Origin of the sequence: Ramlibacter sp., assembly GCF_035627355.1 — a bacterium.
Classification (GTDB): Bacteria; Pseudomonadota; Gammaproteobacteria; order Burkholderiales; family Burkholderiaceae_C; genus Ramlibacter.
Genome location: NZ_DASPLW010000043.1, coordinates 66,080 through 88,599, shown reverse-complemented (window position 1 = coordinate 88,599; position 22,520 = coordinate 66,080). Strand labels below are relative to the sequence as shown.

The following is a 22,520-nucleotide window of genomic DNA, read 5'->3' as shown; positions in this document are numbered from 1 at the left end:
CTCGGCGAACTGCTCGGGCGTGTTGGCGATGATCAGCGAGCCGGTGTCCTCGATGCGCTTGCGCACCGCCGGTTCCTGCAGCGCCTTGACGGTGGCGGCATGCACCTTGTCGACGACGTCCTTCGGCAGGCCCTTGGGGCCCAGGATGCCGTAGTAGGCCATGCGGTTGACCGGCTCCAGGCCCACTTCCTTGAAGGTCGGCACGTTGGGCAGTTCCTTCAGGCGCTGCGGCGCGGCGACCACGATCGGCACCAGCCGGCCTTCCTTGATGAAGGGCAGCGCCGAGGGGATGTTGTCGAAGATCACCGGCACCTGGCCGGCCACCACGTCGTTGAGGGCCGGGCCGGCGCCGCGGTAGGGGATGTGCGTGATGAAGGTGCCGGACAGGCTCTTGTACAGCTCCATCTGCAGGTGGCCGATGCCGCCGGTGCCCGAGGACGCGTACGAATAGCGGCCCGGGTTCTTCTTCAGCTCGGCGATGAAGGCCGGGTAGTCCTTGGCCGGGAAGTTCGGGTGCACCGCGATGATGTTGGGCGTCGCCGCGATGTTGATGATGGGCGTGAAGTCGGTCGTCGGGTTGTACGGGACCTTGGGGTTGATCGCCGGGTTGGCGGCCGTGGTGGACACGGTGGCCACGCCCAGCTCGTAGCCGTCGGGCGTGGCGCGGGTGGTCTGGGTGGCGCCGATGATGCCGCCGCCGCCGGCCTTGTTCTCCACCACCACGTTCTGGCCCAGCGCCTTGCCCAGCGGCTCGGAGATCACGCGCGCGATGATGTCGGTGGTGCCGCCGGGCGCGAACGGGACAACCAGCTTGACCGGCCTGTTCGGGTAACCCTGGGCCAGGGCGGGAGCGGCGGCCACGGCCAGCGAAGCGGCAGCGACGGCCATCCAGTCACGACGTTTCAATTGGGATCTCCTTGGGGTGGGACCCGCGGATGCTACAGGGTGGCCGGCGCGGCGCCCTGTGGATTCCACATAGGGTGATACCCGCAAACGCGCCGCTATGCTCGGGCGTGGACATCGCTCGCCTGCTGTTTCCGGATTTCTCGCTCATCGCACTGGGCTACCTGGTCTGCCGCTACACCCCGCTGGACCGCGGCGTCTGGGAGCCGGTCGAGCGGCTGGTGTACTACTTCCTGTTCCCGGTGCTGCTGTTCCATTCGATCGTGCGCACCCCGCTGCAGCTCGGGCCCGCTTCCAGCCTGATCGGCGCCGGGCTGCTGCTCGGGCTGGGCGGCATCGCGATGGCGTATGCGATCCCGCACCTGCCCGGGCTGCGCGCCCACGTCGACCGGCGCGAGCACGCGGCGGCGGCCCAGGTGGCCTTCCGCTTCAACTCCTTCATCGCGCTGGCCGTCGCGGGGCGGCTCGGCGGCGAGCGCGGGCTGCAGCTGGTGGCGGTGCTGATCGGCGTGTGCGTGCCGCTGATGAACGTGGGCGCGGTGTGGCCGATGGCGCGCCATGCCCAGACCGGCGTGCTTGCGGCGCTGGTGCGCAACCCGCTGATCATCGCCACCGCCGGCGGACTGGCGGCCAACATGGCCGGCCTGCGCATTCCGGACCTGCTGGAGCCCGGCGTTGCCCGCATCGGCGGCAGCTCGCTGGCGCTGGGGTTGATGGCCGCGGGTGCCGGCCTGCAGGTGGGCAGCCTGGCGCGCTCGCGCGCGCTCACGGTCGCCGTGCTCGGCATCCGCCACGCCCTGATGCCGCTGGTGGCGTTCGGGCTGGCGCTGCTGTTCCGGCTGGATGCGCTGCAGGCCACCGTGCTGCTGGTGTTCTCCGCGCTGCCGACCTCGTCCAGCGGCTACGTGCTGGCTTCCCGCATGGGCTACAACGGCTCGTACGTGGCGGGGCTGGTGACGCTGTCGACGGTGCTGGGCGTGCTGAGCCTGACGGCGGTGCTGGGCCTCGCGCGCTAGCCGCGCTGGGCGAGCGCCCACTGCACGTGCTCGCGCACCAGCTCGCTCGGGTGCGCGAGCAGCGGCTCCAGCGCGCGGCGCAGTTCGGCGTCATCCTCCCGCCGCAGCGCGTTGCCGGCGGCGACCGCGAGGTTGCGCAGCCATCGCTCGTGGCCGATGCGGCGGATCGGGCTGCCCTCGGTGCGGCGCAGGAACTCCTCCTCGCTCCAGCCGAGCAGGCTGGCCAGGGTGGAGCCGCTCATGCCGGCGCGCTCGTCGAAGTCGGGCAGCGGGCTGCGGCCGGCGTACTTGTTCCAGGGGCAGGCCAGCTGGCAGTCGTCGCAGCCGTAGATGCGGTTGCCCATCAGCGGGCGCAGCTCGTGCGGGATCGCGCCGTGGTGCTCGATCGTCAGGTAGGAGATGCAGCGGCGCGCGTCCAGCCGTCCAGGCCGCAGGATGGCGCCGGTGGGACAGGCATCGATGCAGGCGGTGCAGCTGCCGCAATGCGCGCTGACCGGCTCGCTGGGCGGCAGCGCGACGTCGACGTAGATTTCGCCCAGGAAGAACATCGACCCGGCCTCGCGGCTGAGCACCAGCGTGTGCTTGCCGCGCCAGCCCTGCCCGCTGCGCGCCGCGAGTTCGGCTTCCAGTACCGGCGCCGAATCGGTGAACACGCGATGGCCGAACGGCCCGATCGCATCGGCGATGCGCTCACTGAGTTTCTGCAGGCGTGCGCGCATCACCTTGTGGTAGTCGCGGCCCCGCGCATAGACGGAGACCACGCCCTCGCGCGGCCTTTGCAGGCGCTCCCACTCGATCGCCTGCCAGCCCTCGGGCGTGGCGCCCGGTAAATAGTCCATCCGGGCCGTCACCACCGACAACGTGCCTGGAACCAGTTCCGCGGGCCGCGCGCGCTTGAGGCCATGGGCCTGCATGTAGGCCATCTCGCCGTGGAATCCGTTGGCCAGCCACTGCAACAGGCCCGGTTCGGCGCTCGAAAGGTCGACGCCGGCCACCCCGATTTGGGAGAATCCGAGCTCGCGGCCCCACGCACCGATGGCGGCCACCAGCGAAGGACCGTCGATCTGAGCGCACTGCAAGGTCACCCGCCGATTGTAGGAACCGGCCCCCTGTCGGGCCGGTCCGGTGCCGTGCTCCGGTGGTCGTCCGAGGAGGACACCGCCGCCTTCGCGCAGCGGCTGGCGGCCCGGCCCGCGGTCACGCGCGCCTTCATCGAGCTGCACGGCGATCTCGGCGCGGGCAAGACCACCTTCGTGCGCCACCTGCTGCGCGCCCTCGGCGTGCCCGGCCGCATCAAGAGCCCGACCTACACCCTGGTGGAACCGCACGAGGGCCCGGGCTTCGCCATCTGGCATTTCGACTTCTACCGCTTCGACGACCCGCGCGAGTGGGAGGACGCGGGCTTCCGCGAGGTGTTCGAGCAGGCCGGCCTGAAGCTGGCCGAGTGGCCGGAGAAGGCCGCCGGCCTGCTGCCGGTGCCCGACCTGTCGCTGCACCTGCTGCTGCAGGCGGACGGCACGCGCGAGGTGACGGTGCAGGCGCACAGCCCCCTCGGGCAGGAGCTGCTGGCGTGAGCGCCGGGCCACGCCAGGGCAAGCCGGCCATCGTCGCCACGCACGCAGGCACCGCGCTGCGACGCCGTGCCCTGCTGCGGCGCGGCGCGCTGGTGCTCCTGCTGGGCACGGCGCAGATCGCGCGCGGCGCCACCATCGTCGCGGTGCGCCTGTGGCCGGCGCCGGACTACACCCGGGTGACCATCGAGTCCGACGGGCAGCTCGCCTCGCGCCACCTCTCGGTCGGCAACCCGCCGCGGCTGGCGGTGGACATCGAGGGCATCGAGCTCAATGCGGCGCTGCGCGAGCTGGTGGCCAAGGTGCAGGCCGACGATCCCTTCATCGCCGGCATCCGGGTGGGCCAGTTCGCGCCCGGCGTGGTGCGGCTGGTGGTGGACCTCAAGCAGCCGGCCCTGCCGCAGGTCTTCACGCTGCCGCCCATCGCCGCCTACCAGCACCGGCTGGTGCTGGACTTCCACCCGGTGCAGCCGGCCGATCCGCTGGAGCAGCTGATCGCGCAGCACGTCCAGGGCCAGGATCGCGGCCCCGTGCCGACGCCGGCGCCCGCCGCATCGGACCCCCTGGACGAACTGATCGCGCGCCACGCGGGCTCCGCCGGCCGCCGGCCGCAGCAGCTGCCGGGCGAAGCGGCCGTCGCCACCGCGCCGCCGCCGGCCCCGGCCAAGACCGACCGCCTGATCATCATCGCGCTGGACCCCGGCCACGGCGGCGAGGACCCCGGCGCCATCGGCCCGAACGGCACGCGCGAGAAGGACGTGGTGCTGCAGGTCGCCCATCGCCTGCGCGATCGCATCAACGCCACGACGATCAACGGCAACCCGATGCGGGCCTTCCTCACGCGCGACGCCGACTTCTTCGTGCCGCTGCACGTGCGGGTGCAAAAGGCGCGGCGCGTGCAGGCCGACCTGTTCGTCAGCATCCACGCCGACGCCTTCATCACGCCCAGCGCGCGCGGCGCCAGCGTGTTCGCCCTGAGCCAGAACGGCGCGTCCAGCTCGGCGGCGCGCTGGCTGGCCGAGAAGGAGAACCGGGCCGACCTGATCGGCGGCGTCAACGTGCGCTCGCAGGACCGCCACGTGGCCCATGCGATGCTGGACATGAGCACCACGGCCCAGATCAAGGACAGCATGAAGCTCGGCGGCGCTCTGCTGGGCGAGATCGGCAACGTCGGGCGGCTGCACAAGCGGCGCGTCGAGCAGGCCGGCTTCGCCGTGCTCAAGGCGCCCGACATCCCCAGCGTGCTGGTGGAGACCGCCTTCATCAGCAACCCGGAAGAAGAAGCCAAGCTGCGCAGCGCGTCCTACCAGGACGAACTGGCCGATGCCCTGATGCGCGGCATCTCCCGCTACTTCGCGGCCAACCCGCCGCTGGCGCGCAGCCGCTCGGTCTGAAGCCGGGCCCAGCGGCGCCTGCGACCTGGCCGGCGTCTCACCAAGGCTGTGGTTCAATCGCGCCGGTCTCGACCGGAAGGATGGGGATGCGGCAAGCGAGTTCGTTCACACCGCTGGAACCGGCCACGGCAAACGGGTCGACCGGCCTGGCTGCGGGGTTCAGCGCAGCGCTGAATGCATCGGCGTTCTCGATTCCGCTCAGCCTGGGGGCGGTGGCGGTGGTCTATGGGCGCCATGCACCCGGCCTGCTGTCCGCCGCGGTGCTGGCGACGCTGCTGGGATTGGCGCTCGTGCAGCTCGCCGGACTGGGCGCGCACCGTCCGGTTCTGTATTCCGCCCGCTTCCTGGAAGCGACGACGGCGGCGGCGCTGCTGGACAGCGTGGCCGCTCGCCTGCCCGCCTGGGGCGTGGCGGACACACCCGAGGTCCGCGTGGCCGCCCTGCTGGCGCTGGTCGCCTGCGCCGGCGTCGCGATGGCGGCGCTCTACCTGGTGCGCGCCAACCGGCTGACGCGCTACATCCCGACGCCGGTCTATGCGGGCTTTTCCAACGCCATCGCGATCGCATTGCTGCTCAGCCAGTCGTCGGTCCTCATGGCCGCGTGGCATGCGCCGGACCGCGAACCGCTGATCGCCATGGCCATCGCGGCCATCGTGCTGGCCACCGGCTTTGCCGTGCGCCGGTGGCTGCCCCGGTGGCCCGCGGCGGCCACCGCGCTGGGACTGGGACTGCTCCTCGGCGCGGCGCTGCTGGCGGCCGGCCGCCCGGTGGCCATGGTGGGCACCGCCTCCGCCGACCTTTCGCTGCCCTGGTTCGCAGCCGACTTCCGTGCCTTCGCCGCGGCCCCGTGGCTCGCCGTTGCCGGCCTGCTGGCAGGGTACGCCGCCATCCTCGGGGCGGTCATGTTCCTCAACACCAGCCTGTCCGCGCAGATGCTGTCGCACCAGGACGACCTGCTGCACGACAAGCCGAAGCGGCTGGCGATGTCGGCGCTGGCCGTTGGTTTCGGGGGCTTGCTGGGGAGCGCGCCGATCTCCGGGTCGATGCAGACGTCGCTGGTGGCCAGCCGCACCGCCCGCCTCGGACCGCACGTCGCGGCCCCGGTCATGCTGATTGCGCTGGCCGTGGCCTTCAGCGGACTGCTCGGCTGGATCCCGATCGCGGCGGTGGCCGGCGCGCTGCTGTGCGAGGCCTGGTTCATGCTGGACCGGCCTTCGCTGCGGCAGCTTGGCCAATGGCTCCGGCGCGTCCCGCTGCGGGCCGATGCGCGCGAGAACCTGTCCCTGGTCGCGGCGGTCACGGCTACGGCAGTGGTGCTGAACATCGTGGCAGCGGTGGTCGCCGGCCTGCTGCTCGGCCTCGTGCTGTTCGCCGCGCGCAACGCCCGGCGGCCGGCGCGCGCGGTACTCACCGGCGCCCAGGTCTCCTCGCACTGCGCCCGGTCCCGGGCCGAGCTGCAGGTGCTGGCGCAGCACGGCGAATCGCTGCGGATCGTGGAACCCGAGGGCGACCTGTTCTTCGTCTCGGTCGAGCGCCTCGAGCAGTTGTTCCGCTCCGTGCTGCACCAGGCGAGTTGCGTGGTGGTGGACTGGAGCCGGGTGCGCAGCGTCGACATCAGCGTGATCGAAGCCGTGGCCAAGATGGGCCGGCTGGCGGCTGCCCGTGGCGTGCCGCTGTTCCACGTCGATCCGGCGCGGGCCTCACCGGAGGTCGCCATGGCGCTGCAGCTGCCCGCTCGCGGCGGCGGCCCGGTCCTGCCTGATCTCGACCACGCGCTGGAGCAGGCCGAAAACCATCTGCTGGCGCTGCATGGGCGCGAGGGCGGTAACGCCGCCACGGCGCAGTTCGACGTGATGCCCATCGACCGTGAACTGGACCCCGACGAGAAGATGTTGCTGCAGGCGAGCATGACCCACGGGCTGTACCGCGCCGGCGAAGTCGTCATGACCGCCGGCGCGCCAGGGGACGCCCTGATGGTGGTGCTGCACGGCAGCGCTTCCATCCTGGTGGACGGGCCGGAGGGGGCGCAAGTGCGCATCGCCGGCATCCGGCGCGGCGGCCTGCTCGGCGAGATGGCCTTCCTCGATCGCAGCGCGCGTTCGGCTACGGTGGTCGCGCGCGAAGACCTGTCCGTCGCGGTGCTCACGCGCGAGGACTACGAGCGCCTGAGCCGCGAAGCGCCCGCACTGGTGCAGAAGCTGCTGACCAGCCTGGCGCTGGACCTCGCCGCACGCCTGCGGCACACGACACAACTCGCCAGCGCGCGCCAGGCCCGGCACTGAACGAACCGGCGCGAATCGCGGTTTGGCGGTGGGGTCGCATGGGTTCCCAAGCTGCGCCTGCGCGACAGGACGCGTGCTGGCACGCACTGCCTTTCCCGGCCGTCATCGGGCCACGGGGGGTGCCGACACCCCCTGTTTGGCCCCTCCTACAGCCCGCTGACGGGCTGCTTTCCACAATTCAAGGCACAGGCAGGCCGCGCCTTTGGCGGTCGTGAACGATTGAAGGTGAACGATATGAGATCGAAGCTCTTCGCCGTCGTGGCCGCCGCGACGATGCTGGCGCTGGGTGGATGCGCGAACATGGACCGGCAGACCGCCGGCACGATCGGCGGCGCGGCTGTCGGCGGCGTGGTCGGCAACTCGGTGTTCGGTGGCCCGCTGGGCACGCTGGGCGGCGCGGCCGCCGGCGGCTACATCGGCAACAAGGCGACCGAACCCAATAGGTAAGCCGCCCCATCCCGTCATCCTCCGCGCAGGCGGAGGATCCAGGCGCATCGCGCACGGCTTGCGCGTTGCGCCGGATCAGATTGGATAAATCAGCGAGTTCAGCACCATCTCGCTGTCGTACACGCAGCGCCGGCTCCTGAACTTCAGGCCTTCGTCCGTGCGCACGATCTCGTCGATGTAGCGCCCGACGTTGTAGACCTCGCTCGCATCGCCCGGGCGGGTGCGGAACACGGCGTAGTTCGCCTGGGCCCGCACCAGGCCCGGCTCGTCGCCCTCCTGCGACGGCAGAACCCGGGCAGCTCCCACCACATGGCGCGTGTAGTACGGCCGGTGGAAGATGGTCTGGGTGATCCCGTAGACCCGGTCCTTCATCATGCCGCGGCTCTCCAGCGCGATCAGCGCCAGCGGCAGCCCGCGGTCGAAGTTCTCGCGGCCCTGCACGATGTAGTGCCCGTCCTCCAGGAAGAAGCCCGGCCAGTCGTCGAAGCGGCGCTCGTCCAGCGCCGCGGCGTAGTCGGCATTGAGCCGGTCGAGCTCCAGCTGGAGCAGCAGCGCCTCTTTCATGCGTCCATCACCTTGCGCCAGTAGGCGTACATGCTGCGGATCAGGGTTTCGGTCACCATGTGCTCGGTGCCGCCGGTGCCGGTGCCGCCCAGCTCGCAGATCGTCTGCCCCTCCTCGCCCCACTGGCGGAAGCCGTCCTGGCTGAACTCGATCACCTCGCCGTCGTCGGCGCTGACGAAGCCGGCCGGCCCGAACAGGTTGGCCTGCCGCAGGCGCCGGCGCGTCATCTCGGGCGTGTCGTCGGCAAAGCCGAAGTGGGTCCAGACGAAATCGAAGCCGCCTTCGCCGCGCGGCACGATGTGGCGGGTGGACAGCGAGTTGACCTGCTGCTGCACGATGACGCTGGGGAACAGCGTGATCATGGTGACGGTCGGCATGATCTCCGTGCCCGGGTTGGCCGGGTCGGCCACCTTCCACCAGGGCTCGGGCACCACGTCCAGCAGGCGGTCGTCGTTGAGGACCATGTTGGCCTTGAACGAGGTCACGCCTTCGGTCACCACCTTGTTCTCGCCGCCATCGTTGCGCCGCGAGATCATCACCGCGTGGCGGCCGTGCTTGTCCATCACCATGCGGCTCTTCTGGTCGGCGCGCCACAGGCCGAAGGTGACGAACCAGGTGTGCAGCAGGCCCGGGTGGTACGGGTCCTTGATGTTCTCCATCATCAGCTTCCAGTTGCCCGGGATGCGCTGGCGGTTGTAGCCCAGCAGCGCGAGCTGGCGGCCCTGGAAGATGCGGTCCAGCCAGGGCATGACGTCCGGGCCGAGGTAGTCGCGCAGCGGCTCGGCGGCCTCGCTGAAGGTGGCGAACACCAGCCCGTGCAGCACCTCGACCCGCAGCTTCGTCAGCCCGTGGGCCTTCATGTCGAAGTCGGCCGGCATGCCGCCCTGGACGCATGGGGAACCGTCCTCCGCGACCGCCTTCACGCCGTCCTTGAACGGCAGGCCGGCCAGGTCGCCATCGAGCTTGTAGGTCCACTGGTGGTAGGGGCAGACGAAGCTGCGCGCATTGCCGTGCGGCTGCTGGCAGAAGCGCACGCCGCGGTGGGCGCAGCGGTTCTCGACCACGCGGATGCCATGGTCGGTGCCGCGGTCCCTGGGCGCGACGCGGTCGCGCACCATGATCACCTGGCGCTCGCCCACCCAGCTGAGCTTGTAGTCGCCGGTCCTGGGAATCTCGACCTCCAGGCCGACGTAGCACCAGTGCGGGCCGTAGAAGATCCGCTCCAGCTCGCGCTGGTAGAGCCCCGGATCGGTGTAGGCCCAGAAGGGCACGCGGCTGGAGCCGGGCTGCGCCCAGCGTGAGAGGGGTTCGGGGGCGTTCATGGGACGGTACTCCTGTCCGGGATGATAAGCAGGCCTCTCGATGGCACCCGTCTGCGCAGCGTCGCCGGCCCGGCGCCGTGGTGCGACCTGGCGGGAGTGATCGGTCTGTCGGCAAGGGACGGCCGCGCAAATGCATCCGGATGTAAATTCGACCATCGCGCCGCCCTCGCCCGAATGTCCCGCCCACCCCGACGACCGCCCCGCACGCCTGCCCTGGAAGCGCCCTTCCTGTACGGCGACCGCATCCCGCAAGCCGAGGCGCAGGAGCGCGACACCGAAACCAGCTGGGCCCTGTTCCAGGAACTGCACGAGCGCCACGAAGCCCGCTTCGCCGACACCGTGCCCGCCACCGCGCCGCTGCCACTGGGCACCGAACGGGCCTTCGCGCCCACGCGGCCGAACCCGCTGCCGGCGGCCGCCCCCGCCACCGCTCGCGTCACGCTGGAGCAGTTGCTGGCCGAAAGCCGGCGCAACGACCGGGTGTGCCCGCTGCCGGGCGCCTGGCAGGCCCTGTACCAGCTGCTGCCGGACAAGCGGCAGGAGGGCGCCTTCTGGCAGCCGCCACCGCCGATCAGCGGGGCGGCGTGGAAGGCCACCTCGGCGCTGCCCAAGCGGCTGTGCCTGCGCGACCACCTGGAGTGGGCGGTGGCGCGCGGCGCCGGGGCCGCGGTGCTCGATTTCCTGCGCGGCCTGCCGGAAGAGGAGTGGCTGCACCTCTGACCGCAGCCGCGGTCAGGTCACCGGCGTCAGCTTGGCCACCGACAGGGCCAGCCACTTGATGCCGTGCCGGTTGAACTTGACCTGGGCGCGGGCGTCGTCGCCCTGCCCTTCGATCGACAGCACGGTGCCTTCGCCGAACTTGTTGTGGAACACCTGCAGGCCGGCGCGCAGGCCATGCGAAGGTGCCGCCTTCTGCACGACCGGCGGCGGGCTGGCGTAGCGTTCGGCGCTCCACGAACTGCCGCCCTGGCCGCCGCGCGTGCTCGGATACCCCGCGCCGTAGCCGAAGGCCGATCCGCGGAAGCCCGAGTCCTTGGGCGTGAGCCACTTGAGCGCGTGCTCCGGCAGCTCGTCGAAGAAGCGGCTGCGCATGTTGTAGCGGGTCTGGCCGTGCAGCAGCCGCGTCTGCGAGTAGCTCAGGTACAGGCGCTTGCGGGCGCGCGTGATCGCCACGTACATCAGGCGACGCTCCTCCTCCAGGCCCTCGTAGTCGGCCATGGAGCGCTCGCTGGGGAACAGGCCCTCTTCCAGCCCGGTGACGAACACCGCGTCGAACTCCAGCCCCTTGGCCGAGTGCACGGTCATGAGCTGCACGGCGTCCTGGCCGGCCTGGGCCTGGTGGTCGCCGGATTCGAGCGCCGCGTGGGTGAGGAAGGCGGCCAGCGGCGAGAGCGTCTCCCCGGTCTCGGCGTCGGGCGCAAGGTCCTCGGCGTTGCCGCCCGTCTGGGCCGGCAGGTCCTCCATCGGCCGGTCGGGATCGAGCCCCTGGCTCACCGGGCTCTGGCTCAGTTCGTCGATCGGCAGCGCGACGGCATCGCGACCGAAGCCCTCCTGCATGACGAAGCTCTCGGCGGCGCTGGCCAGTTCCTCCAGGTTCTCGATGCGCTCGGCGCCTTCGCGCTCGGCCTTGTAGTGCTCCAGCAGGCCGGAGTGCTGCAGCATCAACTCGATGATCTCGCGCAGGCTCAGCCCCTGGGTCTGCTCGCGCAGCACGTCGATCTTGGCGACGAAGGCGCCCAGGTTGGCACCGGCCTTGCCGGTGGTGGCGCTCACCGCGTCGTGCAGCGAGCAGCCGGCCGCCCGCGCGGCGTCCTGCAGCTGCTCGATGCTGCGCGCGCCGATGCCGCGCGGCGGGAAGTTCACCACCCGCAGGAAGCTGGTGTCGTCCTGCGGGTTCTCCAGCAGCCGCAGGTAGGCCAGCGCGTGCTTGATCTCGGCGCGCTCGAAGAAGCGCAGGCCACCGTAGACGCGATACGGCACGCCGGCGTTGAACAGCGCCGTCTCGATCACCCGGCTCTGCGCGTTGCTGCGGTACAGCACGGCCATCTCGCGCCGCGGCAGGCCCGCCGTCGTCCCCTGGTCGCGCGCCAGCTGCCGCATCTCCTCGACCAGCCACTGCGCCTCGGCCAGGTCGGTGGGCGCCTCGTAGACACGCACCGGTTCGCCCGGCCCCTGGTCGGTGCGCAGGTTCTTGCCCAGCCGGCCCTTGTTGTGGCTGATCAGCGCGTTGGCCGAATCGAGGATGTTGCTGTAGCTGCGGTAGTTCTGCTCCAGCTTGATCTGGTGGCGCACCCCGAACTCGTGCACGAAGTCGGCCATGTTGCCCACCCGCGCGCCGCGGAAGGCATAGATGCTCTGGTCGTCGTCGCCGACCGCGAAGATGGAGTTGCCCTCGCCGGGGCTGCCGTCCGGGTTGAACGCGAAGATCTTGATCCACGCGTACTGCAGCCGGTTGGTGTCCTGGAACTCGTCGATCAGGATGTGGCGGAAGCGCCGCTGGTAGTGGGCGCGGATCGGGTCGTTGTCGCGCAGCAGCTCGTAGCTGCGCAGCATCAGCTCGCCGAAGTCGACCACGCCTTCGCGCGCGCACTGCTCCTCGTACAGCTGGTACAGCTCGACCTTGCGCCGGTCCTCCGGCGTGCGGGCGTCCACCGCCCCCGGCCGCAGCCCCTCCTCCTTGCAGCCGGCGATGAACCACTGGGTTTCCTTGGCCGGGAAACGCTCCTCGTCGACGTTGAACTGCTTCATCAGGCGCTTGATCGCCGAGAGCTGGTCCTGCTGGTCCAGGATCTGGAAGCTCTGCGGCAGGTTGGCCAGCTTGTAGTGCGCGCGCAGGAAGCGGTTGCACAGGCCGTGGAAGGTGCCTATCCACATGCCGCGCACGTTCACCGGCAGCATGGCCGACAGCCGGGTCATCATTTCCTTGGCCGCCTTGTTGGTGAAGGTGACGGCCATGACGCCGCCGGGCGACACCTGGCCGGTGGACAGCAGCCAGGCGATGCGGGTGGTCAGGACGCGGGTCTTGCCGGAGCCGGCGCCGGCCAGGATCAGCGCGTGCTCGTTGGGCAGGGTGACGGCGGCGCGCTGCTCGGGGTTGAGGTGTTGCAGGAGCGGGGACGCGGCGTCGACTTCTGGGAACATACGGCATTGTAGAAACGGCCCTTCGCAAGCAAATGTCACGAGCCGCCCTCCTCGCCGCCCTGCTGGCCACCGCCGTCGCCGCGGCCCATGCACAGCAGCCCTCCTGCAGCAGCGACGAGCAGCCCGCGCCGTCGGCGCTGCTGGAGCGCTTCATCAGTGCCGACTGCGAGGCCTGCTGGCAGGACGACCGGGCGCCGCGCCCGCGCCGCGGCGAGCTGGCGATCGACTGGATTGTTCCCGGCGCGCGCGGCGACGACGCGCCACTGTCGGCCGCCGCCACCCGCGATGCGCTGGAGCGCCTGCGCGAACTGGGCCGCCGGCCGCCGGCCGGACTCGATTCGCTGCACACGGTACGCCAGGACGGCGCCGGCCACCTGCGCGTCGCCCACGGGCCGGCCTTCAACGGCTACGTGGGCACCTCCATCCAGTCGCTGGGCGGCGGCCAGGGCCCCTTCACCGGCTGGCTGGCGCTGGTCGAGACGCTGCCGGCCGGCACCGAGGGCTCGCCGGTGGAGCGCAACCTGGTGCGCAACCTGCTGCAGGTGCCCTGGCCGGCCGCGCCCGGGCGGCGCTTCGAGGCCCGCCCCATGAGCATTCCCGAGGGCGCCAACCCCGATCGCCTGCGGGTGGTGGGCTGGCTGCAGGATTCACGGGGACGGATCAGGGCCATCTCGGAGTCGCGCTGCGACCCGACCGAGCACAGGCGCTAGAATTGCGCACCGGGCCCAAGCATTTGGGACCCGGTTTTTTTTTGCGCCGTCATGGCGTGCCTCAGGGCCGCCGCAGCCGTCGCGCAACCCTCGCCGAGGGTTGATGTGCCCCTGGTTTCCAGGCACGACCGGGCCCAGTCCAAGCGTCCACTCGTTCCTCAACGATTCCCTCAGGGAGCTTGGTCACATGGAAATCTTCGACTACGACAAAGTCTTGCTGCTGCCGCGCAAGTGCCGCGTGGAAAGCCGCTCCGAATGCGACACCAGCGTCGAGCTGGGCGGGCGCACTTTCCGCATCCCGGTGGTCCCCGCCAACATGAAGACGGTGGTGGACGAGGCGATCTGCCTGTGGCTGGCGCAGAACGGCTACTTCTACGTGATGCACCGCTTCGACCTGGACAACCTGGCGTTCGTCCGGTGGATGAAGGCGCAAGGCGCCTACGCCTCGATCTCGCTGGGCGTGAAGCAGGCCGACTACGAGACCGTGGACCAGCTGGCCGCCGAAGGCCTGGTGCCCGAGTACGTGACCATCGACATCGCGCACGGCCACGCCGACAGCGTGAAGAACATGATCGCGCACCTGAAGGCGAAGCTGCCCACCACCTTCGTGATCGCCGGCAACGTGGGCACGCCCGAGGCGGTGATCGACCTGGAGAACTGGGGCGCGGACGCCACCAAGGTCGGCATCGGCCCCGGCAAGGTCTGCATCACGCGCATGAAGACCGGCTTCGGCACCGGCGGCTGGCAGCTGTCGGCGCTCAAGTGGTGCGGCCGCGTGGCGACCAAGCCCATCATTGCCGACGGCGGCATCCGCGAGCACGGCGACATCGCCAAGAGCATCCGCTTCGGCGCCTCCATGGTGATGGTCGGCTCCATGCTGGCCGGCCACGAGGAGTCGCCCGGCCAGACGGTCGAAGTCGACGGCCACCTGTACAAGGAGTACTACGGCAGCGCGTCCGACTTCAACAAGGGCGAGTACCGGCACGTGGAGGGCAAGCGCATCCTGGAGCCGGTCAAGGGCAAGCTGGCCGACACCCTGCGCGAGATGCAGGAGGACATCCAGAGCTCCATCAGCTACTCGGGCGGACGGCGGCTGCTGGACATCCGGAAGGTGAATTACGTGATCCTGGGCGGCGACAACGCGGGCGAGCATCTCTTGATGTGATGACCCCGGGGAACATCTGCTGACGTAAGGACGTCATCCTCGCGCAGGCGGAGACGTCATCCCCGCGCAGGCGGGGATCCAGAGCTTTCAAGCAGGCCGCGAAAGCGGACGCACTGGATTCCCGCCTTCGCGGGAATGACGAAGGCAGCAGCGATCTAGCGGAACAGCAAATCCAGCGCCAGCTCGTGCAGCCGGTGCTCCGGCTCGACCAGCGCCTCCAGCACGCTGAAGTGGTTCAGCCCTGGCAGCGCCTCGCAAACCTCCACGCAAGGCTCGCCCCAGGCCTGGCGGATCAGCTCGTTCTGGCGCAGGAACTCGGGGCTCTCCTCCGCGCCGGCCACCGCGTACAGGGTCGCGCCCACGGGTGACGGCAGCAGGGCCGGGCTGGCCTTGCGGGCGTCCTCCGGCGTGAGCCGAAGGTCCGGCGCCAGGAAGGGCGTGCGCCGGATCGGGTCGAGGTCGAACAGCCCGGAGATCGACAGCCCCTTGCGCACCACGTCGCCGGGCAGGTCCGGATCCCAGCGGCGCCAGTCGCAGGCCAGCATCATGGCCGCCAGGTGGCCGCCGGCCGAGTGGCCGACCACGGTGATGTGCCGCGGGTCGCCGCCGTAGGTGGGCGCGTGCTTCCAGGTCCAGGCCAACGCCCGCACCATCTGCAGCGTGATCTGCGGAATGGTGACCGCCGGGCACAGGTCGTAGTTCGGCACCACCACGCAGGCGCCCACGTCCTGGAACATGGGCGCGACGAAGGAGTGGTCGCTCTTGTCGAGCGAACGCCACCAGCCGCCGTGCAGGAACACCATCACCGGCGCCCGCGCCTGCGGCGCCGGGAACACGTCGAGCTTCTCGCCGGGACCGTCGCCATAAGGGATGTCCAGCTCGCACTCGAACGCCTCGCGCGCGCGCCGGGAGGCGTCGGTCCAGCGCGCCAGGTGGATGCCGTGCTCCGGCACCAGCGCGCGGTTGTTGTACATGCGGTCGAGCCACTCGCCGTCCTGCCGTGCCATGCGTTGACCTTTCCTCGGGATGGGTGCCATGCTTGAACCAGCCGGACGATACCGCAGAGCCGGCCCAGCCAAAGAACGCCACACGGACAACCGCCGAGCCGGCATCATGAAGAACCCGCCGGCAACCCGGAACCGCCGGCCACCAGGAGACGCCCATGCAACTCACCCCCGAGCAGCGGCAGCAGTTCGACCGCGACGGCTACCTGTTCTTCCCCAGCCTGTTCTCGCCGGACGAGATCCGGGTGCTGCAGGACGCCGTGCCCGCGCTCTACGAACGGCGCGAGGTCTACAACGTGCGCGAGAAGGGCAGCGATGCGGTGCGCATCAACTTCGCGGCCCACCTGGTGAGCGAACCCTTCGCCCGGCTGGCGCGGCACCCGCGCATGGTGCGGCCGGTCATGGACCTGTTCGGCGAGCCGGTCTACATGCACCAGTTCAAGATCAACGGCAAGATGGCCTTCGAAGGCGACGTCTGGCAGTGGCACCAGGACTACGGCACCTGGCTGAACGACGACCTGATGCCCACCGAGCGGGCGATGAACGTGGCCATCTTCCTGGACGACGTCAATGCGTTCAACGGCCCGCTGATGTTCATCCCGGGCAGCCACAGGAAGGGCGTGGTGGAGGCCAACCACGACCTGACCACCACCAGCTATCCCTTGTGGACCGTCAGCAACGAGCTGATCGCGCAGTTGGTCGAACGCGCCGGCGGCAAGGACGGCGGCATCGTCAGCCCGCAGGGCCCGGCCGGCTCCATGATCCTGTTCCACAGCTGCCTGCTGCATGCGTCCAGCAGCAACCTCTCGCCCTGGAACCGCGTCAGCGTGTACCTGAGCCTGTGCGCCGTGTCCAACCACATCCGGCGCTTCAAGCGCCCCGAGTACATCGCCCACCGCGACTTCCGGCCGATCGAATGCCTGCCCGACGACTGCCTGCAGGTGGCCTACCCGGTCGAGGTGCCGTGGAAGGCGGGGCTGCCCGCCAGCGCGCTGGTGACCTCGTCCGATCCGATCGACGCCGTCCGCCGGGCTGCCTGAGGCGCGACAGCACAATCGCCCCATGAGCCTTTACGCCCAACTCCAGCAACGCGCCGCCGACGGCCGCCCCATCCGCGTCGGCCTGATCGGCGCCGGCAAGTTCGGATCCATGTACCTGGCCCAGGTGCCGCGCACGCCGGGGGTGCACCTGGCCGGCATCGCCGACCTGTCACCCGCCAACGCTCGCACCAACCTGGCCCGCGTCGGCTGGGAGCCCGCCCGCACCGAAGCCGCGTCGCTGGACGCCGCCATCGCGGCCGGCAGCACCCACGTCGGCGAGGACTGGCAGGCGCTGGTGCGGCACCCGGCGATCGACGTGATCGTCGAGTGCACCGGCCACCCGATCGCCGCCGTCGACCACTGCCTGGAAGCCTTCGCCAACGGCAAGCACGTGGTCAACGTGACCGTGGAGGCCGACGCCTTCTGCGGCCCGCTGCTGGCGCGCCGCGCAGCCGAGGCCGGCGTGGTGTATTCGCTCGCCTTCGGCGACCAGCCGGCGCTGATCTGCGACCTGGTGGACTGGGCGCGCACCTGCGGCTTCCCGGTGGTGGCGGCCGGCCGCGGGCACAAGTGGCTGCCGCACTTCTGCGAATCCACGCCCGAGACGGTGTGGGGCTACTACGGCCTCACGCCCGAGCAGGCCCGGCGCGGCGGCCTGAACCCCAAGATGTTCAACAGCTTCCTCGACGGCTCCAAGCCCTCGATCGAGAGCACCGCCGTGGCCAATGCCACCGGCCTGGGCGTGCCCGGCGACGGCCTGCTCTACCCGCCGGCGAGCGTCGAAGACATCCCCTTCGTCACCCGCCCGCGCAGCGAAGGCGGCGTGCTGGAGCGCAAGGGCATGGTGGAGGTGATCTCCTCGCTGGAAGCCGACGGCCGCGCCATCCCCTACGACATCCGCATGGGCGTGTGGGTCACGGTGGAAGGCGAGACCGAGTACATCCGCAACTGTTTCGAGGAATACAACGCCCACACCGACCCCAGCGGGCGCTACTTCACGCTGTACAAGCGCTGGCACCTGATCGGGCTGGAGGTCGGCCTGTCGGTCGCCTCGGTCGCCCTGCGCGGCGAGGCCACCGGCGTGGCGACCGGCTGGAACGCCGACGTGGTCGCCACCGCCAAGCGCGATTTGCAGCCCGGCGAAGTACTGGACGGGGAAGGCGGCTACACGGTGTGGGGCAAGCTGCTGCCGGCGGCCCGCTCCACGCAGATGGGCGGCCTGCCCCTGGGGCTGGCCCACGGCATCAAGGTGGTGCGGCCGGTCGCCAAGGGGCAGAGCCTGTGCTGGGACGACGTCGCCATGGACACCGGGACCCGGGCCTGGCAGCTGCGGCGCGAGATGGAAGAGCTGTTCGCGCCAGCTCGGCTGAAAGCTGCGTGACAGGCAGGGCCGGCGCGGCCGCGCCATGATGGCCGTCCAAGGAGAGACTCCCACCATGAAGATCGCCCTGCTCGGCACCGGTCTGATGGGCCTGCCCATGGCGCGCCGCCTGTGCCGCGCCGGCCATGACGTCGCCGTCTGGAACCGCACGCGCGCCAAGTGCGAGCCGCTGGTGGCCGACGGCGCCCGGCCCTGCGACAGCGCGGCCGAAGCGGTTGCCGACGCCGAGATCGTGATCAGCATGCTGGAGAACGGCACGGTCGTGCACGACGTGCTGTTCAACCAGGGCGTGGCGCGGGCGATGCGCCGCGGCAGCCTGTTCATCGACATGGCCTCCATCCAGCCGCGCGAGGCGCGCGACCATGCGGCGCGGCTGGGCGAGCTCGGCGTGGCCTGCCTGGACGCACCGGTCTCCGGCGGCACCGTGGGCGCCGAGAACGGCACGCTGGCCATCATGGTGGGCGGCTCGCCCGCCGATTTCGAGCGCGCGGCACCGGTGTTCCAGGTGTTCGGCCGCGCCACGCACGTGGGCCCGCATGGCGCCGGGCAGCTGGCCAAGCTGGCCAACCAGATGATCGTGGGCATCACCATAGGCGCCGTGGCCGAGGCGCTGCTGCTGTGCGCCAAGGGTGGCGCCGACATGGGCAAGGTGCGCGAAGCCATCAGCGGCGGCTTCGCCGACAGCCGCATCCTTCAGCTGCACGGCCAGCGCATGGTCGAGCGCGACTTCGCGCCGCGCGGCCGCATGACCGTGCAGCTCAAGGACATGCGCAACGCGCTGGCCACCGCCGAGGAGATCGGCTTCGACGCGCCCATCACCGGGCTGTTCGCCCGGCTCTACGCCGAAGCCATCGAACACGGGCTGTCCGACCTGGACCATTCCGGCCTGTTCGTCGAGCTCGCGAGCCGCAACGGCATGCGCTAGAATATCGGCCTGTTGTGGGGGGGTAGCTCAGCTGGGAGAGCGTCGCGTTCGCAATGCGAAGGTCGGGAGTTCGATCCTCCTCCTCTCCACCACGACACTTTTTCGCTGGCGCCGCCGTTCGGGCGGCGTTTGCAACAGTGGGTTCTTAGCTCAGTTGGTAGAGCAGCGGACTCTTAATCCGTAGGTCGTAGGTTCGAATCCTACAGGACCCACCACTTTCTTCCCCCCGCCGCGAGAGAGCCTTCCAGGCCCTCGCGCGCCATCAGCGCAGCACTGCCCAGCGCCCGTCGAGCACCCCCAGCATCACCGGCAGGGAGAACTCTTCCTCGTCCTGGCTCACGTAGGTCAGCGCGGGCGTGCCGTTCGGCCGCAGGCACTCGACCAGCCGCCGGCCCGCGACCAGGCGCAGGTCCACCTGGGGCCGGTCCACCGGCAGCAACGTCCACTCCGGGCTCTGCATGCACGCCTGCAGCTGCTGGCGCAGCGCGTTCGCCATGGGTCCTGCCGCGATGTCGTAGGCGTCGGCGGTGACCTCCTGCAGCTTGGCCTGCAGCACCGTGGCCAGCCCTCCGATGTCCCCGGCCTGCAACAGCCGATGAAGGTGCACCAGGATGGGATGGGCGTCCGCCGCGGCCGTCGCCGGGTTGAGCACGGCGGCGCGGGTCCAGCCCCAGGCGTGGCTGCTGTCGCCGACGTTGAACGCCTTTTCCTGGGTGACCGGGTTCGGCGCGGCAGGGCCGGCCCAGGCGATGTCCACGGGAGTGAACCAGCCCACCGGCTTGTGGCCCTCCTCCGCGAACAGGCGGGCCGTCAGCCGGGCGGGCGCGCCGGCCTGCACGCCGCTTTCGGCAGGCCCGGCCCAGGGCTCCCGCACCCGGCTGGGCAGCGGGTTGGCGTTGGCCGTCACCGCCATCACGTTGCTGCCGGGAATGACGAACTCGTTGACCGGGACGTCGATCGGCCCGGCGCTTTCGCCGGGCGCGACGAGCGCCACCGGGATGTCGTTGATGCGCACCTCGCAGCGCATGTTGGCCGCCTGCAGCCGGATGACGTAGCGCCTCATGGGATGTCAGAACGTGAAGGGGCCGTACACATGCTCGGGCAGCCATTCCACCGGCTTCTTCCGGCTGCTCTTCCTGCGCATCATCGAGTTGCTGGCCACGAACACGTAGTTCGCGGGCTCGCGCTTGATGCTGATCTCGCCGCCGATGACGTCTTGCTCGGTCATGAAATGGAACTTCTCCATCTCGGCGACGAAGGTCACCTCGATGGACCTCTCGAGCTTGACGGTCCAGCCGAACTCGCCCTTGAGGGAACCGGTGATCTTGACCTCGCCCTGCGGCTTGATCTCGGCCGGGGCACGCTGCCCCGGGCCGTGGCTGCTCAGCTCCGCCGACGCCTTGATGCTGCCCTCGCCGCCGAGCTCGACGTAGGCGTCGAAGAATCCCGCGCAGCGCACGCCGCAGGCGATCTTGGCCTCCAGCTTGAACAGCGTCAGGTCGAGGCTGGCCTTGTAGGCGCGGTAGACGCGCCAGTCGGTGTATTCCTCGTTGCTCCACTGCGCGTTCAGCGAGAGCGCGAGGAACGCGGGCTTGATCTCCACGCTCGCGCCCACGCCCACCGTCGCATGCCGCAGGAAGGAGTTGAGGTTCCTGATCGCCTCTTCCGCATCACGGATGGACTTGAGCAGCGTCTTGAGCTTCCGGGTGGAATCCTCCGGCGTGCCGTATTCGGTCGCGCCGTCCGTGCGCGTGAGGCTGAACTTGATCCTGCCGGCCCACGTCGGTTCCTCCTCCCCGAGGCGCCGGTCGCTCATTTCCTTGAACGAGTCCACGACCTCGGCTTCGGAGAGCCCCGCCTCCCTGAAGAACGCCTCGTTCTCCTTGTAGTACGAGGTGCCATCCTTCTCGACCTTCTCGCTGTGCTTGTCGTACCAGGACTGCCAGCGGGCGGTCTTCCCTTCGACCTGGAACCGCTTCGGCTCGCACGCGGTGGGGAACTCCAGCGCCATCTTGAAGAGGTCGGCGGGGAACACCTCGACGTACGCGACGATGCCGGGCTGCGGGATGGCCGCATAGTTGGAGGGCAGCCCGCAACTGGCCGCCACCACGCTGTAGTGCTCCCGGGACCCGAAGTCGTTGAAATACGCCTTGACCAGGGCAAACGGGCCCTCGCCGGCGAGCTTGTCCAGCGCGCCGCCGTCGTAGATCAGTTTGCGGCGGTGCACGCTCAGTTGCGCCGACGTGCCGCCGAACGGCTTCTGGCCGCCGGGCGTCACCACGACGAGCTGGTTGTGAGTGGGGTTGCCGCACTGGCATTGGTACGTGCTGCGCAGCACGAGCTTGCGTGGGGCCTCCTTCGCCGAGGCCGCGGTGACCTGCAGCAACGGCTGCCCGGCCGGATCGCCGGGCCGGACCGTGATCGTCCGCGCGACGGTCGCGCTGCGCTTGCCGGACTCGCGCGTCGGCTGGCCGTTGACCTCGTCCACCTGGATCTGCTGCAGGTTGCAGGGCACGGTGGGCAATTGGGCCAGTGCATTCGTGCCGCAAGGCAGCACCGCACGGCCCGGCGGCGCGCCGGTGGAAAAGTCCCTGAGCAGATTGCGCAGGCCGCCCGGGGCGCGCAGGGTGGCTTCAGCCATGGCTTGCTGCGGCCGACGGGCCGGATTCGGTGTTGCGGGCTCCGGCGGCTCCGCCCACCTTCGGCGAGGCCAGGTGCGTGCGCTCGAGTTCCTGGACCAGCTGGTTGGCGCGATAGACGGGATCCACCTGGGTCCTGCCGATGATCTGGTGAAGGGGCGAATCGGGTGCGTTCAGGAACCCCGGCCCGGCCAGCAGGATCGCGGCTCCCAGCGCGGCGCACTCGAATTCGGTGGTGAGGCCGTACCGCTGCCCGGTGTCCACCAGCTGCCTGACGAAGGCCTCGTGCGCCTGCGGGGTCATGCGCGGCTGCAGGTCCGGGCGCAGTGCCGCCACCAGCTGCTTCACGCCGTCGCTGAAGCGCGCCCTCGAGGCGGCGCCGAGTGCGTCGAACTGACGCGAGGACAACTGGAACATCAAGGTCTCTTCAGGAGCACGAGCAGGAGCGCCACGGCGACCGCCCCCGCCATCATCCACAGGCCGAACCGCACGGTGTGCGGCGCCTGGGGATCGGGCACGTGGATCAGGAAACTCCGGTCGGGCCGATCGGGGTCGTAGTGGACCGGGACCGGTCCCGGGCGCAGGCGTGCGGCCGCCGCCCGCAGCGACTCGCCTGGACCGCGGGCATCGTCGAGCGCGTCCTCGGCCAGGAGCGTGGAAGTGGCGGTGCTGCCCGTGTACTCGCGGTCACCGACCCGGTAGCGGTACGCCACGTCCAGGTCCCAGACCCTCACCGTGCGGTAGATCGGGTTCTCCGGCTTGACCTGCTGGCGCTTGGGTTGCGAGAGGCGATCCTGGTCCTTCAGCGCGAGTTGTGCGTGCAGCAGCTGGCCGGTGACGACCGGCCAGTCCCTGCTCGCCTCGCTTGCCCGGCCGAGCCACACGCCATAGCCTGTCACTGCGGCGCCTGCCGCGGCGATCACGGCGCAGAACAGGAGCAGCCGGATCGACAGCTCGGGACTGATCATCCGCGCTGCAGTGGGCTGCCGCTCGGATGAGGGAAAAGCCGGTCCGGG

The 22,520-nt window shown here is 70.3% G+C and carries 21 protein-coding genes and 2 tRNA genes; 13 read left to right on the top strand and 10 right to left on the bottom strand.

Annotation, left to right across the window (positions count from 1 at the left end):
* Positions 1 to 906, bottom strand: a 906-nt coding sequence (locus tag VEC03_RS11405) for a tripartite tricarboxylate transporter substrate binding protein BugE (RefSeq protein WP_324915291.1), incomplete at its 3' end; no start/stop codon positions are given.
* A 107-nt stretch (positions 907 to 1,013) separates the two neighbouring features.
* On the opposite strand from VEC03_RS11405, the gene VEC03_RS11400 reads away from it, so the two are divergent.
* Positions 1,014 to 1,919, top strand: a complete 906-nt coding sequence (locus tag VEC03_RS11400) for an AEC family transporter (protein ID WP_324915289.1) — start codon at positions 1,014 to 1,016, stop codon at positions 1,917 to 1,919.
* On the opposite strand, the gene queG is transcribed toward VEC03_RS11400, so the two are convergent.
* Complete coding sequence (gene queG / locus VEC03_RS11395) at positions 1,916 to 2,956, bottom strand: tRNA epoxyqueuosine(34) reductase QueG (protein WP_324915299.1); 1,041 nt, start codon at positions 2,954 to 2,956, stop codon at positions 1,916 to 1,918. The two genes, VEC03_RS11400 and queG, sit on opposite strands and share 4 nt — an antisense overlap.
* 27 nt (positions 2,957 to 2,983) lie before the next feature.
* Here queG and tsaE point away from each other — a divergent pair, with 27 nt between their 5' ends.
* The 4 genes from tsaE to VEC03_RS11375 all read left to right on the top strand — a co-directional run bounded on the left by tsaE (position 2,984) and on the right by VEC03_RS11375 (position 7,613).
* Entirely contained in the window at positions 2,984 to 3,493 is a 510-nt protein-coding gene (gene tsaE / locus VEC03_RS11390) for a tRNA (adenosine(37)-N6)-threonylcarbamoyltransferase complex ATPase subunit type 1 TsaE (protein WP_414708484.1), read from the top strand.
* A gap of 29 nt (positions 3,494 to 3,522) precedes the next feature.
* Positions 3,523 to 4,884 (top strand): N-acetylmuramoyl-L-alanine amidase, encoded by a 1,362-nt coding sequence (locus VEC03_RS11385; RefSeq protein ID WP_324915297.1) that lies wholly within the window; start codon positions 3,523 to 3,525, stop codon positions 4,882 to 4,884.
* Positions 4,885 to 4,970: 86 nt separating this feature from the next.
* Positions 4,971 to 7,166 carry a cyclic nucleotide-binding domain-containing protein gene (locus VEC03_RS11380; protein ID WP_324915287.1) on the top strand — a complete coding sequence of 732 codons (2,196 nt, stop codon included), beginning with the start codon at positions 4,971 to 4,973 and terminating at the stop codon, positions 7,164 to 7,166.
* A 234-nt stretch (positions 7,167 to 7,400) separates the two neighbouring features.
* Entirely contained in the window at positions 7,401 to 7,613 is a 213-nt protein-coding gene (locus VEC03_RS11375) for a glycine zipper 2TM domain-containing protein (RefSeq protein WP_324915286.1), read from the top strand.
* A 75-nt stretch (positions 7,614 to 7,688) separates the two neighbouring features.
* On the opposite strand, the gene VEC03_RS11370 is transcribed toward VEC03_RS11375, so the two are convergent.
* Both VEC03_RS11370 and VEC03_RS11365 read right to left on the bottom strand, forming a co-directional pair.
* Positions 7,689 to 8,177 carry an aromatic-ring-hydroxylating dioxygenase subunit beta gene (locus VEC03_RS11370; protein WP_324915284.1) on the bottom strand — a complete coding sequence of 163 codons (489 nt, stop codon included), beginning with the start codon at positions 8,175 to 8,177 and terminating at the stop codon, positions 7,689 to 7,691.
* A complete protein-coding gene (locus VEC03_RS11365; protein WP_324915282.1) occupies positions 8,174 to 9,499 on the bottom strand; it encodes an aromatic ring-hydroxylating dioxygenase subunit alpha in 1,326 nt (441 codons plus the stop codon). Before VEC03_RS11365 ends, VEC03_RS11370 begins: the two co-directional genes overlap by 4 nt.
* Before the next feature lie 174 nt (positions 9,500 to 9,673).
* On the opposite strand from VEC03_RS11365, the gene VEC03_RS11360 reads away from it, so the two are divergent.
* A complete protein-coding gene (locus VEC03_RS11360) occupies positions 9,674 to 10,219 on the top strand; it encodes a hypothetical protein (RefSeq protein ID WP_324915280.1) in 546 nt (181 codons plus the stop codon).
* A gap of 12 nt (positions 10,220 to 10,231) precedes the next feature.
* On the opposite strand, the gene VEC03_RS11355 is transcribed toward VEC03_RS11360, so the two are convergent.
* Positions 10,232 to 12,640 carry a UvrD-helicase domain-containing protein gene (locus tag VEC03_RS11355; RefSeq protein ID WP_324915278.1) on the bottom strand — a complete coding sequence of 803 codons (2,409 nt, stop codon included), beginning with the start codon at positions 12,638 to 12,640 and terminating at the stop codon, positions 10,232 to 10,234.
* 32 nt (positions 12,641 to 12,672) lie between these two features.
* On the opposite strand from VEC03_RS11355, the gene VEC03_RS11350 reads away from it, so the two are divergent.
* On the top strand, positions 12,673 to 13,350 hold the full coding sequence (locus VEC03_RS11350; RefSeq protein ID WP_324915277.1) for a hypothetical protein: 678 nt from the start codon (positions 12,673 to 12,675) through the stop codon (positions 13,348 to 13,350).
* Positions 13,351 to 13,537: 187 nt separating this feature from the next.
* Positions 13,538 to 14,515, top strand: coding sequence for a GMP reductase (locus VEC03_RS11345; protein WP_324915276.1), 978 nt, complete (start codon positions 13,538 to 13,540; stop codon positions 14,513 to 14,515).
* 155 nt (positions 14,516 to 14,670) lie between these two features.
* Here the strand turns inward: VEC03_RS11345 and VEC03_RS11340 are convergent, their stop codons facing one another.
* Positions 14,671 to 15,522 (bottom strand): alpha/beta hydrolase, encoded by an 852-nt coding sequence (locus VEC03_RS11340; RefSeq protein ID WP_324915274.1) that lies wholly within the window; start codon positions 15,520 to 15,522, stop codon positions 14,671 to 14,673.
* A 155-nt stretch (positions 15,523 to 15,677) separates the two neighbouring features.
* Here VEC03_RS11340 and VEC03_RS11335 point away from each other — a divergent pair, with 155 nt between their 5' ends.
* From VEC03_RS11335 to VEC03_RS11315, 5 genes are all read left to right on the top strand, one after another.
* Positions 15,678 to 16,559 (top strand): phytanoyl-CoA dioxygenase family protein, encoded by an 882-nt coding sequence (locus VEC03_RS11335; RefSeq protein WP_324915273.1) that lies wholly within the window; start codon positions 15,678 to 15,680, stop codon positions 16,557 to 16,559.
* Positions 16,560 to 16,581: 22 nt separating this feature from the next.
* Positions 16,582 to 17,940: an NAD(P)H-dependent oxidoreductase gene (locus tag VEC03_RS11330; protein WP_324915272.1), complete on the top strand. Its 1,359-nt coding sequence runs from the start codon at positions 16,582 to 16,584 to the stop codon at positions 17,938 to 17,940.
* A 28-nt stretch (positions 17,941 to 17,968) separates the two neighbouring features.
* Complete coding sequence (locus tag VEC03_RS11325; RefSeq protein ID WP_324915296.1) at positions 17,969 to 18,865, top strand: NAD(P)-dependent oxidoreductase; 897 nt, start codon at positions 17,969 to 17,971, stop codon at positions 18,863 to 18,865.
* A gap of 16 nt (positions 18,866 to 18,881) precedes the next feature.
* Positions 18,882 to 18,957 (top strand) — tRNA-Ala (locus tag VEC03_RS11320).
* Between the two features lie 47 nt (positions 18,958 to 19,004).
* A tRNA-Lys gene (locus VEC03_RS11315) sits at positions 19,005 to 19,080 on the top strand.
* Positions 19,081 to 19,127: 47 nt separating this feature from the next.
* On the opposite strand, the gene VEC03_RS11310 is transcribed toward VEC03_RS11315, so the two are convergent.
* From VEC03_RS11310 to VEC03_RS11295, 4 genes are read right to left on the bottom strand one after another with little or no spacing between them, the layout of a single operon-like run.
* Complete coding sequence (locus VEC03_RS11310; RefSeq protein ID WP_324915271.1) at positions 19,128 to 19,928, bottom strand: hypothetical protein; 801 nt, start codon at positions 19,926 to 19,928, stop codon at positions 19,128 to 19,130.
* 6 nt (positions 19,929 to 19,934) lie between these two features.
* Positions 19,935 to 21,506: a hypothetical protein gene (locus VEC03_RS11305; RefSeq protein WP_324915269.1), complete on the bottom strand. Its 1,572-nt coding sequence runs from the start codon at positions 21,504 to 21,506 to the stop codon at positions 19,935 to 19,937.
* A complete protein-coding gene (locus VEC03_RS11300; RefSeq protein WP_324915268.1) occupies positions 21,499 to 21,921 on the bottom strand; it encodes a hypothetical protein in 423 nt (140 codons plus the stop codon). The genes VEC03_RS11305 and VEC03_RS11300 overlap by 8 nt, the downstream gene beginning before the upstream one ends.
* Positions 21,921 to 22,472, bottom strand: a complete 552-nt coding sequence (locus tag VEC03_RS11295; RefSeq protein ID WP_324915267.1) for a DUF3592 domain-containing protein — start codon at positions 22,470 to 22,472, stop codon at positions 21,921 to 21,923. Before VEC03_RS11295 ends, VEC03_RS11300 begins: the two co-directional genes overlap by 1 nt.
* Between the last annotated feature and the right edge of the window lie 48 nt (positions 22,473 to 22,520).